This is a genomic window from Leadbetterella sp. DM7 (assembly GCF_040829825.2).
Classification (GTDB): domain Bacteria; phylum Bacteroidota; class Bacteroidia; order Cytophagales; family Spirosomataceae; genus Leadbetterella.
Map to the genome: position 1 here is coordinate 84,648 of NZ_JBFOLH020000009.1, position 17,072 is coordinate 101,719.

General features: G+C 40.9%; 15 protein-coding genes. 12 read left to right on the forward strand and 3 right to left on the reverse strand.

The window, feature by feature from the left end:
• Positions 1-70 precede the first annotated feature (70 nt).
• Both AB2U10_RS11790 and AB2U10_RS11795 read left to right on the forward strand, forming a co-directional pair.
• Positions 71-667: a histidine phosphatase family protein gene (locus AB2U10_RS11790; RefSeq protein WP_367914787.1), complete on the forward strand. Its 597-nt coding sequence runs from the start codon at positions 71-73 to the stop codon at positions 665-667.
• 73 nt (positions 668-740) lie between these two features.
• Positions 741-1,613, forward strand: a complete 873-nt coding sequence (locus AB2U10_RS11795) for a glycerophosphodiester phosphodiesterase family protein (protein ID WP_367914786.1) — start codon at positions 741-743, stop codon at positions 1,611-1,613.
• A gap of 244 nt (positions 1,614-1,857) precedes the next feature.
• Here AB2U10_RS11795 and AB2U10_RS11800 read toward each other — a convergent pair whose 3' ends face one another.
• Complete coding sequence (locus tag AB2U10_RS11800; RefSeq protein ID WP_367914785.1) at positions 1,858-2,136, reverse strand: SymE family type I addiction module toxin; 279 nt, start codon at positions 2,134-2,136, stop codon at positions 1,858-1,860.
• A 236-nt stretch (positions 2,137-2,372) separates the two neighbouring features.
• Between AB2U10_RS11800 and AB2U10_RS11805 the strand changes: the two genes are divergently transcribed.
• From AB2U10_RS11805 to AB2U10_RS11840, 8 genes are all read left to right on the forward strand, one after another.
• A complete protein-coding gene (locus AB2U10_RS11805) occupies positions 2,373-2,789 on the forward strand; it encodes a helix-turn-helix domain-containing protein (RefSeq protein ID WP_367914784.1) in 417 nt (138 codons plus the stop codon).
• A gap of 30 nt (positions 2,790-2,819) precedes the next feature.
• Positions 2,820-6,746: a P-loop NTPase gene (locus AB2U10_RS11810; RefSeq protein WP_367914783.1), complete on the forward strand. Its 3,927-nt coding sequence runs from the start codon at positions 2,820-2,822 to the stop codon at positions 6,744-6,746.
• An 18-nt stretch (positions 6,747-6,764) separates the two neighbouring features.
• Positions 6,765-8,087 carry a hypothetical protein gene (locus tag AB2U10_RS11815; protein WP_367914782.1) on the forward strand — a complete coding sequence of 441 codons (1,323 nt, stop codon included), beginning with the start codon at positions 6,765-6,767 and terminating at the stop codon, positions 8,085-8,087.
• Between the two features lie 47 nt (positions 8,088-8,134).
• Positions 8,135-9,745 carry a hypothetical protein gene (locus tag AB2U10_RS11820; protein ID WP_367914781.1) on the forward strand — a complete coding sequence of 537 codons (1,611 nt, stop codon included), beginning with the start codon at positions 8,135-8,137 and terminating at the stop codon, positions 9,743-9,745.
• Between the two features lie 117 nt (positions 9,746-9,862).
• Entirely contained in the window at positions 9,863-10,291 is a 429-nt protein-coding gene (locus AB2U10_RS11825) for a GNAT family N-acetyltransferase (RefSeq protein WP_367914780.1), read from the forward strand.
• A gap of 102 nt (positions 10,292-10,393) precedes the next feature.
• Positions 10,394-10,747 carry a hypothetical protein gene (locus AB2U10_RS11830; RefSeq protein WP_367914779.1) on the forward strand — a complete coding sequence of 118 codons (354 nt, stop codon included), beginning with the start codon at positions 10,394-10,396 and terminating at the stop codon, positions 10,745-10,747.
• Between the two features lie 5 nt (positions 10,748-10,752).
• Entirely contained in the window at positions 10,753-11,757 is a 1,005-nt protein-coding gene (locus AB2U10_RS11835; protein WP_367914778.1) for a type II toxin-antitoxin system antitoxin SocA domain-containing protein, read from the forward strand.
• A 275-nt stretch (positions 11,758-12,032) separates the two neighbouring features.
• Positions 12,033-12,860, forward strand: a complete 828-nt coding sequence (locus tag AB2U10_RS11840; RefSeq protein ID WP_367914777.1) for a KilA-N domain-containing protein — start codon at positions 12,033-12,035, stop codon at positions 12,858-12,860.
• Between the two features lie 17 nt (positions 12,861-12,877).
• Here the strand turns inward: AB2U10_RS11840 and AB2U10_RS11845 are convergent, their stop codons facing one another.
• The gene (locus AB2U10_RS11845) at positions 12,878-13,216 is read right to left on the reverse strand and encodes a hypothetical protein (protein ID WP_367914776.1); all 339 of its coding nucleotides are present in this window, start codon (positions 13,214-13,216) and stop codon (positions 12,878-12,880) included.
• An 83-nt stretch (positions 13,217-13,299) separates the two neighbouring features.
• Positions 13,300-14,805, reverse strand: a complete 1,506-nt coding sequence (locus tag AB2U10_RS11850; RefSeq protein ID WP_367914775.1) for a BT2802 family ribose utilization protein — start codon at positions 14,803-14,805, stop codon at positions 13,300-13,302.
• A 256-nt stretch (positions 14,806-15,061) separates the two neighbouring features.
• Here AB2U10_RS11850 and rbsK point away from each other — a divergent pair, with 256 nt between their 5' ends.
• The gene (gene rbsK, locus AB2U10_RS11855; protein ID WP_367914774.1) at positions 15,062-15,976 is read left to right on the forward strand and encodes a ribokinase; all 915 of its coding nucleotides are present in this window, start codon (positions 15,062-15,064) and stop codon (positions 15,974-15,976) included.
• Positions 15,977-16,022: 46 nt separating this feature from the next.
• Entirely contained in the window at positions 16,023-17,054 is a 1,032-nt protein-coding gene (locus tag AB2U10_RS11860; protein ID WP_367914773.1) for a nucleoside hydrolase, read from the forward strand.
• The last annotated feature ends 18 nt before the right edge of the window (positions 17,055-17,072 follow it).

A 17,072-nucleotide genomic window follows, 5' to 3' on the forward strand; every position in this document is an offset into this window, starting at 1 on the left:
GGCAATTAAGAACTAAAAGCTGATTGCTGACGGCGAAGCGTCGCCCGGCTGATAACTAATAGCTAAAAATATGCTGACCATCTACCTCTTAAGACACGGAGAAACCGATTTTAATGCGCAAAATAACCGCTACTGCGGCCGTACCGATATCCCCGTGAATGCCAAAGGGCGGGCTCAGGCCGAGGCCGTACGCCGGCAGCTGGAGGGCGTAACTTTTATGGGCGTTTACTCTTCACCGCTGCTGCGGGCCTATGAGACCGCGCAGATTGTATCGGGCAGGAAGGTCACCAAAGATGACCGCCTCATTGAAGTTGATTTCGGACTGTGGGAGGGCAAAACCCGTGAGCAGTTTACGAAAGAACACCCCGACTCGTGGGAAAAGTGGAGTGCGGACCCCTCGACTAATAGAGCCGGGGTAAACGGAGAAACCGGGCAGGAAGTAGTGACCCGGGTAGACGCCTTTTTTGAAGAGTTGCTGGGTACGCACCGGGAGGGTACTTTCCTGGTGGTAGCCCATAACGGGGTAAACCGCCTGTTTATGGCGCACAAGCTGGGCATGCCTCTGGCCAACTACCGGCGCATCGTGCAGCAGAACTCCTCCGTTACACGGTTTACGTTAAGTCATGATGAAGGATTCACGCTGGAATTGCTGAATTCTAAATTGTAGTTCATTTTTGTACCAGCCCTTCCGGAATACCCCTCGAAACTAAGTACTCGGAACTCGAAACTTTTTTTATACTATGAACAAGATTTTTTTATCACTCCTGACCCTCCTTTGCGTAACCTTTTCCTCCGAAGCGCAAAAGCACCGCTTGAAATTCAAAAACTTCAAAGCCATCAGCGCCTGGTTCGGCCACCCCGATGACGGCCGGAAGATCATCAGCGGGCACCGCGGCACGCACATCGCCGGCTACCCGGAAAACGCTATCGAAGGCTTCGAATATGTCCTGAATCATACCCCGGCCTTTTTCGAGATCGACCCCCGCCTGACCAAAGACAGCGTGATCGTTCTCCTGCATGACGCCACACTGGACCGCACCACTGACGGCACCGGCAAGCTGGCCGACTACACCTGGGAAGAAATAAAAAAACTCCGCCTGAAAGACGCCGAAGGAAACCTCACTCCCTACAGGATTCCCACCCTGCAAGAGGCCATGGACTGGGCCAAAGGCAAAACCGTCCTGAATCTCGACAAGAAAGATGTACCCATGCAGATGATCACCGAAATCATCCGTAAAAACAAGGCCGACACCTACATGATGGTAACGGTACACACCGCCGAACAGGCCCTGTTTTATTACCGCGATAACCCCAAACGCATGATGAGCGCCTTCGTAAAAACCGAAGAAGCCCTGAAAGAATACGAAGCCGCCGGCATCCCCTGGAAAAACATGATCGCCTACATCGGCTCCGAAAACAAGCCCGAAAACAAAAAGATGTATGACCTCCTCCATGCCCGCGGCGTAAGATGTATGATCTCCGCCGCCCCGGTCTACGACAAGCTGAAAGACCCTCAGGCACGCGCTGAAGCTTATCGCAGTATATTCTCTGCGGGCGCTGATATACTGGAATCGGATTTGCCGGTGGAAGTGGCTGAAGCGATGCGGAGGTAGGAGTACTTTGAATATTTAAGATAGCTTTCTACTCACGTGGTTCTCGACTACGCTCGAACTGACAGAAACGACTGCTACTTGTCAGTTCGAGCACAAACGAGAACGATAGTGCGAAGTTTGCGAGCGAAGCTCTAGAGAACCGAGCCTGTACAACCTACCTCAAACGAGTATCATAGTACAAAATTTTCTAATCAAGCTGTTAAGAACCAGAACTATCAGTTTAAAACCCTTCCCCAAAAATACCTCACACCCCCGCCCTTGATAAACGCTTGCGTTCTGCCACCCTGTCTTCCTTCGACCATTTCTTAAGTAATTCTCCTTTAAGAAGGGTCATATAATCTTTCTCCGGTCCGCTGTCAGGTATCAGGGTAATGGTCAGCTTATTCTTTCGGGTAGCTATTTCTACATGATGGCCGATTTTGAACCCGCAGGCTTCCAGCCATTTACCGGTTAGCCGGATTTCAGGGTCTTTCCCTCGGATGGTATACTTGTCATAAATCTTGATGGTGCGAACTCGTTTCATAATTACTTCCGTTTTGTCTCTGCAAAGTTTGACTGACGCCGGCAGGTATCCCACTCCGTGAATTTGTATTTTACCGTAGCTGGTGAGCGATTTATATGTTTTTTACATATCTTTATACCGTTCTTTTTCTGAAAGAAACACTACTTTTGTTTCTACGCAATTTTACTGACCTGTAATCACCCCATTATGGCGAAGTACTTGCCCATAGTAATGATAACCAAAAACTATTTTAAACGATGACACATGCCGCTAAAAACCCAAAAATTCACGAAGGCCGCAACGTAAAACGCTTCCGCGAAATGCTCGGCATCAAGCAAGACGCCCTGGCCTTCGAACTGGGCGAAGACTGGAACCAGCAAAAGATTTCTTTGTTAGAGCAAAAGGAGACTATTGATACTGCTCTGTTACAGCAAATTTCCGAGGCCTTGAAAATACCTGTGGAGGCCATTAAGAATTTTGATGAGGAAGCGGCTATAAATGTAATTTCGAACACCTTTAATAATCACGATCATTCTAGCCCGCAGTTTGCCAGCATCATTAATAACTCTCCTAGTTTTAATCCTCTTGATAAAATGGTTGAGTTGTATGAGCGTATGCTGCAACAGCAAAAGGAAATGATTGAGAAGTTGGAAAGGTTGATTGAGGGAAAGTGATTTAAGATATAATGCTTAATTGTACTGATTATGTTGACCACTACTGAATGGCAAAAAATTAAAACGGAATTAAAGAAAAATATTGAACCTCTTTTCCTTAGTGAGAATTTAAACATCAATGGCTCTTTTGAAAGAGTATTAGATATTTTTCAACTCATTATTGAAAAAGAAATTGGGAATAAGGATATTGATGATCGGGAACAAATTGGCAATGTGTTAAAAATTCGATACATTCTAAAAGATGGCAATCATTACCCCAATGTATTATCAACCTTGGCTATTAAGTTTGAAACTTATTTAAAAAGGATATATAAACTTGCGAACGAGACGATATGGACTGGAGAAAATGATAAAATGAAAGGTCTAATTGTGACTTTTGTTAAAAAACATAAATACACATATAATGACCCTGATTTTTTAGCTGCAAACGATGGAGAAGTGTTTGACGCACCTCATAAAAAATTTTTCAAAACTGATTCAAACACTAAGCCTATATATACTCCTAGAGATATCGCTGGGAAATTCCCATTTAGTGAAAGGTTTAAATGGACTTATGATATCGCTAATTCACAAAGACATACGGACCCAACTATTTCAGAAGATGAACTACCAAAGTTAATCACAAATGTTATTGCCTGCTATATATATGTAGCTTCCAAATACAGTGAAAAGTTAAAAAAAGAACTTATTCACAATCAAGATATATCAGCAATATCAGAATGGAATATTTTCAAACAACATTGTGGAAATTTTTCAAAAAATCAGGCGTATTTTTTGATTGTTGATAATCTTTCATTACCTACTGATCAATTAGGCCATTTTGCAAATATTAAATGGGACTTTGTTTTTGATTTTGATACGGCTTCAGATGTTAAAGGATTATACCATACCTTAAGCTCTCTTAATAAGTTTCCGCAAGTTATTAACCAAATCGTTCATACGTCGGATGACAGGGGAAAGATAACTGCAATTTTTCCAGATAATACTACATTCTGGTTCTATGCTCAAGGTATACAAACAAGGCAAAAAAGCCTTGTGGCGACAAATAGATTTGCTGACTGGCGAGGAATGTATGGTCGTTACGTACAAGATTTAATGAGGGAATATTATGCAAAAAAATATTCGTTCAATTTAAAGACAATTAAAATTGTAGTCCTTTCGAAAAATGTAGAAAAAGTTAGAGAGCTTCTTTATGCTATAAAGGATATGGATACTAATCTTCCTCCAGTGGAGATAATTTTTGCAAATGATGATAATTCAAAGTTCCTTGATCTAATAAGTGAAATTCCTGACGGTAAAAACTGCTCATTATCTCTCAGTAATCTCGTCGAAGGGCTTAGAGAAATGGAAGATGTAATGCACTCTGTACGATCTTCTGATTCTATATTGTTACCTTGTCATTCGTCGAAAGGGAAAAATATAAAGCTGCCTATTGAAACTGTAAACTCTGTAAAACAATATTTTCATATTATTCACTTAAATATTCTAAGTGAGCAGGAAGATGTGAATAGTGATAAAACTTTTTACCAAGGCAGAGTCATTAACTGGAAAGAATTAGACAATCACCAAGATGTAGATAGAGCCATAACTAAGGATATTATAAAGAAAATCCGCACCTCATTTGAAAATCGGGAAGAAGCAACCTTAATTTACCTTACTCACTATGCCGGTTCAGGAGGAAGTACTATCGCAAAAAGACTTGCGTATGAAATTTACCAAGACTTCCCTGTATTGTTCTTAAATGAAACAATTAGCAGTTACAATGAGACTCAGTTATCGGAAAAATTGTTGCAGATATACAAACATACGGAAATTCCCAGCCTTGTTATAATAGATAATTCAAATGTAACAAGACAGCAGATAGAGATTTTGGAGAAAGTTGCGGCGAATAAGCTTGCTAAGACAATTTTTCTACTAACAGAAAGTACCTTTGTTACCCCTCTAAGTAATACAAACAGATTTTATGTACCTGCAGCATTGGATAACAATGAAGCAAATCGCTTTGTTGAGAAGTTTTCTAGAGAGTACAGTGGTAAGGCTGCTGATTTTCAGAATATCTTAAAAGAAGATAGTAATTTATGGAATCCTTTTTATTTTGGTTTAATCGCAAACGAGGAAGAATACGTTACTATTGATCAATATGTAGCTAAAAGGCTAGAAGGACTAAAAGAAAATGAGAAAGATTTATTGAAATTGTTGGCTTTTTGTCAATTCTATGCAAATGGAAAATTACGGGAAGTTCCTCATTTTGTGATTAGTAATTTTCTTGATATCAATGAAGATTATATTAGATTAAAAAAACACACCCAAAATCAAAAAATTTACGATCTAATTGTTGAAACAGACGACTTAAGTTGGAGAACATCGCACCACTTAATTGCTAATAGTATTCTTAGGCAGCTATTAGGTACAAATGATTCAGGGAAAGTATTAGATCCATTTTCTCTGAAAGATTTTGCCATTAAGTTGATTGGTTCATTACGTAACATTTCTGAAAATAGAAATGAGCAAGTGTTAGAGCTCCTTCATAACATTTTTATACTGCGAGATATCGAAAGTATAAATAATGATAGTGAAGAAGCAGAGATTGATTTTTCAAATAAACTTTATGACAAAAAATTGTTCTCAAAGTTTATTAATGATTTAGATAATAATAACCGCCTTGAAGTGTTTGAAGTATTGACTATAGAGTTTCCTGATGAAAATCCTCACTTTTGGGGACATTTTTCACGCCTCCATAGTATAAATTTAGACTTACCGAAGGCCTTAGAAACAATTGAAAAAGCTGTCGAAATTGATGAAGAGGAGTACATTTTCTATCACATAAAAGGTATGTGTTATAGAATGGAGTTATACCGACTATTAGATAGATGTAAAAATAACAAAGGTGAGTATTCAACATATTCTTTGCAAATTGCTTCATATTTTGAAAACGCAAGTGAGGCATTTCAAACAACAAGAGAACTCGCTCCAAAGAAAGAACACGGGTATATTTCTTTTATCCAGATGGCAATACAAATGATTGAATGTGAATATTCAATCTCGAATCTTAAAACCCCAGAAAAAGACTATACTAAATTTATTACAGCAAACAATAAATGCAGGAATATTTTAACTCAAGCCAATGAGGTAATAAGTGATTATAGGGATTATAATCAGGAATTTGAAAATCCCAAAATAAAAGAAAAAGAAAATCAATTGTTACGATTTTTCGGTTCTCAAGATGATATTATCAATGCTTGGAAATCATTATTGGATAAACAAGGTTCCGATAAAAATCTTGCCCGAAGACAAATAGCATATGCTTATATGGCAAAAAATGAATTTGATTGGGAAAAAGCAAAAGGAAAAGATCTCAAGAAAATTTTAGAATTATATGAAGAAAATCTAAGAAATAAAGTAGAAACAAGAGATTTAAGGTTATGGTTTGAGGCAGCCAGACGATTGGGGGTTAATACTACTGAATTGATTCCGAAAGCCCAAGAGTGGGAATTTAAGAAAGAATCCCTTGAAACATCTTATATTTTAATGTGTCTGTTTGGAGTAGAAGCAACAAATGATATCAAGAGTAATTTAAGTAATTATGAAAAATATCAAAGGATTATCAGAGAAAGAAGCTCCAATATAATTTTTAGTAAAGTATTTTGTTTCGAGTGGATTGGAGAAAATTCAGGAAATTCAATATTATTAAATCACAGACAAATAGGTGAATGGTCAAGAGAAAAATCTTTTTTTTCTGAACAACCTATAAACTTAAGGAGATTAAAAGGAACTGTAGTCAGATATATAAGCAGAACTCAAGGCTATTTGGAAATTGAAAACTGTGGTATTCAGGTTATGTATCAGCCAGCATCTTGTAATCACTATAGTGATGATGAGCAAAAAGGTACTAAAGTTAGTTTTTATGTGGGGTTTAATTACGATGGTGCAAGAGCTTTTGAAGTAAAAAATGAATGATTTTGAAGAAAAGCAGAAATGAATAAGAAAATTGAAAACAACCCCTCATTCCGGCAGCTTAACAAAAACATAAAAGGTGCAAAAGCAATAAAACAAATAGCATCTTTTCTTTCTCCAATCAGCAAAACAGCTAAGGATATATCACAATCATTAGATGGGCTTACAGATTTAGAAAACAAATTTTTAAAGTTTTCAAAAAGTTCTGATGAATTCAATGCTTTTTTTAGTGAATCAGGTTGGATTGCTCATGAGTCGATGAGTTTCAATTTAATGCAGGATTGCATAATATTGGCTAAAAATAAGGATGTGAAAGCTGCTGAGGATAAACTTGCAGATTATTATATATCTGAAAATTTGAAATCGTATATCAGGCCACTAAAAAATACAGCAGCATTTCTCAAACGATATAAACTGATTCAACTTGCTTATGAAGATACTATTGATCAACGATTTCATTCCGTTGTACCAGTTCTATTAATGATAATAGACGGTAGTGTTAATGATATTGATAAAAATAAAGGTTTTTTTACTGAAACTACTGAGCTGACTGCATGGGACTCGATTGCAGCTCATAGTTCAGGACTATCCAAGCTAAGGGACATCCTGAATATGGGAAGAAATCGCACCAATACAGAAGAAATTTTTCTTCCATATAGAAATGGTATTTTGCACGGCAGAGATATTGAATATGCTAATAAATACGTAGTAGCAAAATGTTGGTTGACCTTAATTGCAATCAGTGATTGGGCAAATGCATTAAAGAAAAATAAGGAAAATCCCCCGGAAGAAGTAAAAGAGTCGTCATTGAAAGAATCCTGGAAGGAGCTAAAAAAGACAGTAGCAGATTACGGAGAGCATCAACAAAGGATGAAAGAGATTGATGATTACATTGATGCCTGGAAGCCGAGAGTATTAGAAATTGGGAAAGATATTCCTTTAAATGGAAATATAGATGCATATCAGGAGTTTAGCCCGGAGCGGGACGCTGTTAAGTTTCTTGTCAATTGGAAAAATAAAAATTACGGAGCAATTGCCAAACAGATCAAACATTTCTCCAAGGATGTAAATTTAGGCAAAGAAGCAGGTAGGGTGAGAGCTATTTTCGAGAATAAGTTTTTGAGAGAGTATAGAATTATTTCTGTTATTGATTGTAATCCGGCTATCTCGGAAGTTTTAGTTAATGTTATAGTTGAGTTTGAGGGAAGAAACTATGAGGTAGAGATAAGGCTTAGGATGATTTGTCAAAATGAAAAAGTAGACGGTGTAATCTTAGGGCAAAAAAACGGAGAGTGGAAGTTTATAAGTTCTTTTTTCTTTCATAAGATTGAACTTTTAATGTGAATCATATAGATTTCAGGTAAGTATTATCTCTATGAAATATAATCTCTATGCCATTCATAAACCCATTGAGCGAACAGTTGTATATCCAGAAAAGGAAAGATACTGTGAGTCATTTTCCTTTTTTAGAAGATAAACCATATGTACTATCTTGTGAAAGATATTTTGACAGTATCCCACAAAAATTTTATGATAAAGAAGCATTTTCAGACTTCCTGAATTTTCTTAACAAAGTGAAGGCTAAACACCCTTTGATTTTAGCAAATATCCTGACAGAAAAAGAGGATAGACTTAGTTTGGCGATTGCGAATCTGGAAATGATAAATGAGCGGCCCATTCATGATCTCAAACTTCCCAAAGATTATTATTTGTCTTTATTTCTAAATGAACATATTCTCTTTGATTTATTAAAGCTATGGGAAGGTCCTTTTTTTGAGTTGTTATATTTGGTCGCAGTCGTCTCAAGAGAGGAGAGAGGGAAGCCACACAATCTGGAATTATATGATGTAATCGAAGAATTGAGATTTCTACCAACATCATTTGGCGATTTTTTAAAATATAAGGATTTGTTTGAAAATACTATTAGAAATGGAATAGGTCATGGGAAAATTGACTTTATGGAGAGAAGAACAAAGTTTACAGATAAGAAAAATAATTCTGTAGATAAAAGTAATGATGTGATTGTTTCTCTTTTTGATGATTTATTAGACACTTTAAATGGTTTCTGTTTTGCACTCAAAGTATTCTATTTTGTTAATAAAGAGTTTTTGAACTCAAAGAAAGTAAATATCCCAATTTCCATTATGCTACAAGAATTAACAAGTGGGGCGTCAACTTTCAAGTGGGAAATTAAAAGTTGTCTGGAAAGTACAGTTCAGGGTAGAAACCAACTTAATATTTTTATCGACACTAAGCTTAGAGATATAACCATCCTAAGATCAAATATTTTTCATTCAGGTATCTTAGCAAGTGAGCTAACAAATAAATATGATGTCATTTGTTTACAAATAAGGAATGGTTTAGGCGGATTAGCAATGTTTGATGCAAATAAAGTAAGACAGATCAACTTAAGTCATACTAATCCTAAATTAGAGGATTATGTTCGGGAGGCTTACTATAAGAAATCGGAATTACTTTTCTTTGCAAAATCCAATTCTTTAAATATACTTAGAAAGATTATTACGATGCTATATATAGGTCAAATTCTATTGCCTATATATTTTAGGCCATTTTATAGAAAATATAGAAGAAAATTTGAGGTGATTTCAACATACATTCATTCTAAAAAATGGTACAATGTAGTTGAGGCGTCCATAGTTTTAGACCTCACAAAAGTTGGAGATGCTAGAATGTTTGTAAAGAAAAACTACAATTACATAATAAAGAAAGTAATAAATGAATCGAAATCAGACAAGAGTTTATTTTCGAGTATAAAGTTACTTCCCGCCAGATTTGTAACGGTACAGATCTATATTAACAATGTAAGAGTTAGAGAGAGTAGAATTTCTAAAACGAAAGGGAAGAAAATTTGCTCCTTAAGATTGAATAATACAAGTAGCATTAAAATTGCAAACCCTTTTCCGGAACATACTGATACAATAGGTAATTATACAATTTTATGGAGTAGCTATTTGGATGAAGTAGCTTTTAAAGAAGGTTAATTTGTTGATTTTTAATATAATAAACCTATAATTCTATAATAAACTAATCAGGTTTATTGTTATTTTTAAGTTTACTAACGTAAGCCAATTGGAGGTGTTTTACAAAATAAATGAGTCATGAACGTAAGACCCATAAACGAGAATGACGCCCCCGTCATTGCCGACTTACTGAAACAGTTAGGCTATGACGGTGCAGCAGATTTTCTGCGCGATAAAATCCATTCACTTATTACCGACCCTGACGAGTATTGCCTGGTGGCCGAAAAAACAGATGGGCAGGTTATCGGCTTTATATCTATTCATATTATTCCGCAGATAGCGCTAAAGGGAGATTTTGCCCGTATCAGCTACTTTTCTATCGATGAACATTTCCGGAGCCGTGGGGTGGGCAAGCTTCTGGAGGAACATTGTGAAAGAATTGCCAGGGAACGGAACTGCGACAGGATAGAGCTGCATTGCCATAGCCGGCGGGTAGAGGCGCACCGGTTTTATTACCGACAGGGATATGTGGAGTCTCCGAAATATTTTGTGAAGAAATTGTCTTGATTTTTTTTATTTTAAAGTTTAATTTTTGAATATATCTTTTCAAATTTTTAATTTTAAAGTTTTATGCGTACCTTTGTTTCAGATTCACACAAAAACTGTTTAATGAACGCATTAATAGTAACACAATTTCTGGAAGACTTTAAAGTGAAGATGAGAATCCGGGATATCATCTTTATGGATGACAGGGCGAAAAATACGAAGGCCCTTTTATTGTTAGAGATAAGTCCTGGTGAAAGAAAGAAGATAATTGAAGGCCTTTTACTTGAAGATTATTCTGAGGGGCCATTAGCGGATAAACAGTTTTTGGGGAATGACCTATGGGTATTTGGGAAAGTAGTGAAGCTGCACGAGGTATATATAAAGATCTCTCTCGGGTTTCCGAACAAAAGAACCATTTGTGTTTCCTTTCATGTGGCCGAGTATCCTATGAATTATCCGTTTAAAAGTAAATCCTGAAAGTAATGAGAACGATAGAAAGTCCGTTTAGTGATAATGTCCTGCAAGTGAAGATGCGGAAAGAAACGATGCCTTTCCGTAAGGAGGAGTATGAGGTGATATATCATTATTATGAAGACTGCGGGCAGCAGTTTACTACCGATGAGCTGGATGAGATTAATCTCCGCCAGGTGCATAATCAGTATCGTGAAAAGTATAATCTGCCTTTCCCTGAAGAGATTAAGGAGGTGAGGGAGAAATACGGGCTTTCGGCCTCCAAGATGGCTGAGGTATTGGGGTTTGGTGTCCATATTTACCGTCAGTATGAGGCTGGAGAGGTGCCGAGCCTGTCTAATGCCCGGCTGATTCAGTTAGCAGATGACCCGGAGGAATTCAGAAAGCTGGTTTTGCTCGGAGGGGCGCTGGAAGGCAGAGAGAAGGAGAGGGTTCTTAAGACGGTGGAGCGGTTGATCGAAATGAAGAATAAGCAGACCCATGATGAGCTCATTGCCCGATATGTTTTGGGGGTGGAAGACAAACCTACACGCTATAACGGTTATAAACGGGCTGTCATTGGGAAGACTTTTCGGGTGATTCAGTATCTCATTGTGCAGTTGAATCCTACCAAAACGGCATTGAATAAGCTGCTTTTCTATGTTGATTTTATGCATTTCCGTAAGTATAGTGTGTCATTTCTGGGGCTGGAATATCGTGCCATAGAATATGGTACGGTGCCCAGCCGGTATGAGAGCCTGTTAGAGTACGGCGCTGAAGCCGGGTACATTGTTCGTTACAGAGAGCTTATGGATAACGGAAGGTACAAAGAAACTTACAGCATGGGTGACCGGTCTGTGGATGCCGGTTTTACAAGCGAAGAGGCGGATACCTTAAAGCAGGTGACGGATAGGTTCAAGAATTGCAACGTGGCTGATCTGGTAGCCGTAAACCATAAGGAGGAAGCGTGGATAGATAATACGCAGGAAAAGCGGAAGGTAGACTATGCGTACGCCTATAAACTGAAAGCGGTTTAAATATAATATCTGCTGTCCTCTTAAAACCTCAAGCAGCGCTATCTGCTTAATACTAGGCTCGGTTCGGGATGTAAAATCAAACGATTATCGCAAACATCGCTGTTCTATGCGTTTTGCTCACAAAAAGGAGTGCCGCACTCCGAAACCATTGGGATTTCTTATCTGTAGATAATTAATTCATTGCTTTACAGTCTTTTATTGGATGGAGGAGGTGGGAGTGAGTATATTTACTACAATCCATAATCAAATACGCATAATTTTCACTCAACTAAAACATGATAAAGGCGAAGAAAATAACCGTACAACAGATAGACATCGGGCTTTACGAAGACAACCGGCAGGATTATATCTCTCTCACTGATATTGCACGGTATAAGAATCCCAATGAGCCTAAAGATGTGGTTAAAAACTGGATGCGATCTCGTACTACCATTGAATTTTTAGGTCTTTGGGAGCAGTTGAATAACCCCGGTTTTAAAGGGGTCGATTTCGACCCCTTTTTATTTGAGGCGGGAAGTAATTCTTTTACTCTTTCTCCCTCCAGGTGGATCGAAGCTACCCATGCTACGGGGATTGTTTCAAAGTCGGGTAAAAACGGCGGGACTTTTGCGCATAAAGACATTGCTTTTGAATTTGCCTCCTGGATTTCAGCAGGATTTAAATTGTACCTTATCAAGGAGTTTCAAAGACTGAAAGAGGAGGAGAGCCGTCGCCATCAATCCGCATGGAATCTGCAGCGTACCCTGGCCAAAATTAATTACCAGATTCATGCGGATGCTATCAGAGATAATTTAATTCCAAAAGAGGTGACACAGCAGCAGGCCGGCCGGGTGTATGCCAGCGAGGCCGATCTCTTGAATGTGGCATTATTTGGAATGACGGCTAAAGCATGGCGGGATAATCGTACGGATAAACCGGATAATCTTAGGGATAACGCAACCCTCGAACAATTAGTGGTCTTGAGTAACATGGAGAGCATAAATGCTTTACTGATTCAGCAAGGATTATCACAAAGTGAGCGCCTGATCCAGCTTAACCGGGTAGCTATTTCACAAATGAAGTCATTGATTGAAAGTAGAGCGGCAAAGAAGCTGAGGTCGTAATTTTCAGAGTTTCACAGCTATTTTATCCATCTGTAGATAGTCAATGCCAATATAAGCACTGATATAACGGTATAGATGGTTTTTGTATGTTTGGCCAGCCAGTTGGGTAGGTAGATATCAAAATTATCTTTTGTGGAAGAGGTGTGCCGCCGGGCTAATAGCGTAAGCGGACATGTCCATCTGAAAAAGGCGAGGATCAGTCCTTCCAGCAAAACCAGCCCCCAGCACACCCAATACAGCGTGTTCATCTTGTCGGTAATCACCGCATAAAGCATGTAAAAAATGACGATATTATAAAACACCCAAATGAGTGTATGAATGACTTTGATGCTGGTGAGTTGGGATGATGAGGACAAAATCTTGCTATTAACTTGAGGAACAAACTTACTAAAGAATCTCAAGTAAACAGGAATAGGATATGGCTCAATTTTTCAATGTTCTACCCGGTTGCCCGCCCTCTCAAAACCTCCCCCAACGCCACCCTTTTAATACTCGCCTCCACCCAGGCCGTAAAATCAAAAGACTTCAATAACTGATTCTCAAAAACATCACTGCGGAGCTCTTCCAAAACAGGCTGGTATTTCTTCCATAGCTTCTCCCTTTCCCGCGGCAGACGAATTTTCTTTTCTTTCCCGAGGAATGACAACATCAGGTGCTCTACGCGGTAGGCTTTTTCTACTTTGGAGATCTCGCGTTTGATGGAGCGGCTTTCGAAGTGGACGATGTCGGTGTTGTCAAGCTCGTAGTGGATGATCAGGTTGACCAGCCGGATGGTGCGGTAGGAGGGGAGGATGTAGATGTTGTTTCCCCGCACGATCTCGCTCAGCAGCGTTTTCTGGGCCAGCTTAAAGTTCCGGAAGCCGATGTGGATCAGCGAAAGGTAAAGCGATATTTCGGCGCGCATCACCAGGCTGAGGTTTTCTTTCCGGGCCAGTACGGTGTCTTTGTATTTTTCGGTGAGGGCTTTGGAGGCTTCGAAGTCGCCGCGGTCCAGCAGCGGGAAGAGCTCGTAGAGAAAGGTCAGGGCGTTGATCTGGTTCTGAAGTCCTTCGGTGTTGACCCGGATGTTTCTCAACTGGCCGATGAAATAGGGCATTTCGTTATAGCTTTTCATGCTTCGCAGGTTATCCAGGATGCCTTCCAGTACGGATACGTAGTAAAACGGCTGGCTCGACCAGAACAGCGGGTGGCTCTCAAAGAGGCGGTTCAGCTCACGGAAGGAGTGGAGGGCCGACTTGTAGTCGCCCGTACCGATAAGGTAGTTCGACTGGAAGAGCAGGTGGTTTTTCCGGATCTCGAAGCTGTCTTTGTGCGAGGAGTTGATGCTCATTTCGCTGATCACGAGGTCGTTCAGCATATCTTTCTGCTTCTGCGACCGGATGTTTCCCTTGTAGATGATCCGGTGGCGGAGCAGCTCGTAGAGGGAGGAATGCTCGTTGATCTTGCGGATGTCTTTCAGGGTTTCGTTGATCTGGAAGTGCTTGTTGAGCAGGTCGCGTTCCGACAGGTCGGGCAGGTTCAGGAAAAGCAGGTATTCCAGCTCCAGCCGGGAGGCGAACAGCAGGGCAATGGGGTTTTCGTGGTGCCGGGCTTTCTTCTTGACCTGTTCCAGCAGGCTAATGGCTTCTTCAAAGAGCGATTTCTCGAAGAGGATCCGCGATTTCAGGATCTGGTTAAAGAGGGCGTAATGACTGTCCTGGTTTTCTCGGAGGGCCAGGAGGCTGTCGAGCAGGGTCTTGTACAGATACGTCACTGTAGCGCTGAAGCTGCCCCCTTTTTTCTTTTTGAATTCGGTTTTGATTTCATCGGATGATGCCGTGCCCGATGCTTCTATGATGTCGTAAAGCAGGGTGTAGTCGGCTTTCTTTCGGCCGGTTCTGAACTTTTTCTTTTCGGAAGCCGAGAGGGAATGGATGAGCAGGATGAGAGCGTCAGCTTGTAACATAAGGTCGGGTAAGTAGGTCCGGAATAAGTCTACCGGATATTTTTTAATGCAATTTCCTTTTTACAAACTTACTAAAATAGTTTAAAAATATTCTTTTTACATAATATTTTATTTGTAATATATTGATAATAAGTTATATAATATATATGTGTATAATTTGTATTTATTTAAAATTGATTTTTTTTGTGTTTTTGATAACTCCTTACTGTTTAAGTTTACTGAAAATTTTAATAGATAATATCAAAATAGTAATACAGTGGTGCTGGAAAACAAAAAGAAAATAGTGGTAGTGGGGAGTTCAAATACGGATATGGTGATCAAGGCCGGGCGGCTTCCTGTGCCGGGCGAAACGGTGATCGGCGGGCAGTTTATGATGAACCCCGGAGGGAAGGGAGCTAACCAGGCTGTGGCCATTGCCCGTATGGGTGGCCAGGTGACCTTTGTGACCAAAACCGGCAATGACCTTTTCGGCCGCCAATCCATGGAACTCTATAATTCCGAGAATATTAATACAGAGTATGTCTTTTCTGATCCGGATCATCCCTCGGGTGTGGCGTTGATTTCAGTAGATGCCTACGGCGAGAATTGTATCCTGGTGGCGCCCGGTGCCAATAGCGCTCTGACCGTACAGGATATTGAAAAAGCCAGGCCCGAGCTGGAGAGCGCGGGCATCGTGCTGATGCAGCTGGAGATCCCGATGGAAACGGTGGAGTATGCGGCGGAGATAGCCGCGGAGAAAGGGGTGAAAGTGGCGCTGAACCCGGCACCGGCACAAACTCTTTCTAACGAGCTGCTGAACCGGCTTTATATCATCACCCCTAATAAGAATGAGGCGGAGATCCTTTCCGGGGTGAAGGTAACCGACTGGGAGTCGGCCCGGCGGGCGGCAGACCGCATCAGTGAGAAAGGGGTGGAAATTGTGGTGATTACCCTCGGCGGACTGGGAGCGCTGGTGAAGGAAGGGAGCCATTATCACCGTGTGGAAGCAGAGAAAGTGGATGCTGTGGATACCACTGCGGCTGGAGATACATTTTGTGGGACGCTTTGTGTGGGACTTTCGGAGGGGAGAAGCATTGTAGAGGCTGTGCAGCTAGCCTGTAAAGCGGCCGCTATTACGGTGACGCGGATGGGTGCGCAGGCAGCACTACCCTATAGACATGAATTGCATTGATTGCGAACATGAAACGAGATCAAGTAGAACTATCAACCTGATTTATATGAAAAAGCTATTAATTTTTACTTTCCTGGCGGCATTACCCTTTGCAGGATGCACCAAGCAGGAGTCTGCCTCGGACACGCCCCTGAACCTCATCTTTGAAACCGATATAGGCAATGACGTGGATGATGCCCTGGCCCTCGACATGATCTATAAATACCTGGATGCCGGGAAGATAAATCTGCTGGCTGTTTCCTCCAATAAGGAGAGCCGGTATTCTACGGAATACATTGACCTGATGAACCGCTGGTACGGTTATCCGGAAATTCCGATAGCCAAGGTGACAAACGGCATAGACAGTGAGAACGATGCCCGCAAATACGCGGAATTTGTGTGTCTGCAGAAAGACAGCACGGGCCAGCCGCTTTTTCCCCGGCCCGCGTTCGACTACGAAGCCGTGCCCGAAGCGGTAGCCCTGTACAGGAAACTGCTGGCCGAACAGCCGGATCATTCGGTGACCATCGTATCGGTCGGTTTTTCTACCAATATTTTCCGCCTGCTGCAGTCGGGTGCAGATGAATACTCCCCGCTTTCCGGCAGAGAGCTGATTGCTAAAAAAGTGAAGCTGCTGTCTATGATGGCCGGGAGCTTTGGCGAAAACAGGCTGGCGGAATACAACGTGGTGAAAGACATACCGGCTGCGCAGATCATTGCTGATAGCTGGCCCGGTCCCGTGGTTTTCACACCGTTTGAGGCGGGGATAGCCGTGAAATACCTGGCTACCAGTATTGAAAATGATTTCAAATGGGCAGCCCGTCACCCGGTGGTGGAAGCCTACAAGCATTACCTGGATATGCCCTACGACCGGCCCACCTGGGACCTCATCGCCCTGCTGTACGTGGTGGAGAACTCGCCGGAATACTTTACCGAAAGTGCTGCCGGGAAGATCTCGGTAGACGACAAAGGCTATACCTCATTTTCTGCGGAGTCTGACGGCCCTCACCGCTATCTGACGCTCGACAGCACGCAGGCGGAACGGACCCGGCAGCACTTTGTGGAGCTGATCACTGCGCAACCCAAAAACCGAAATTAACCTTAAATACTTACAGAT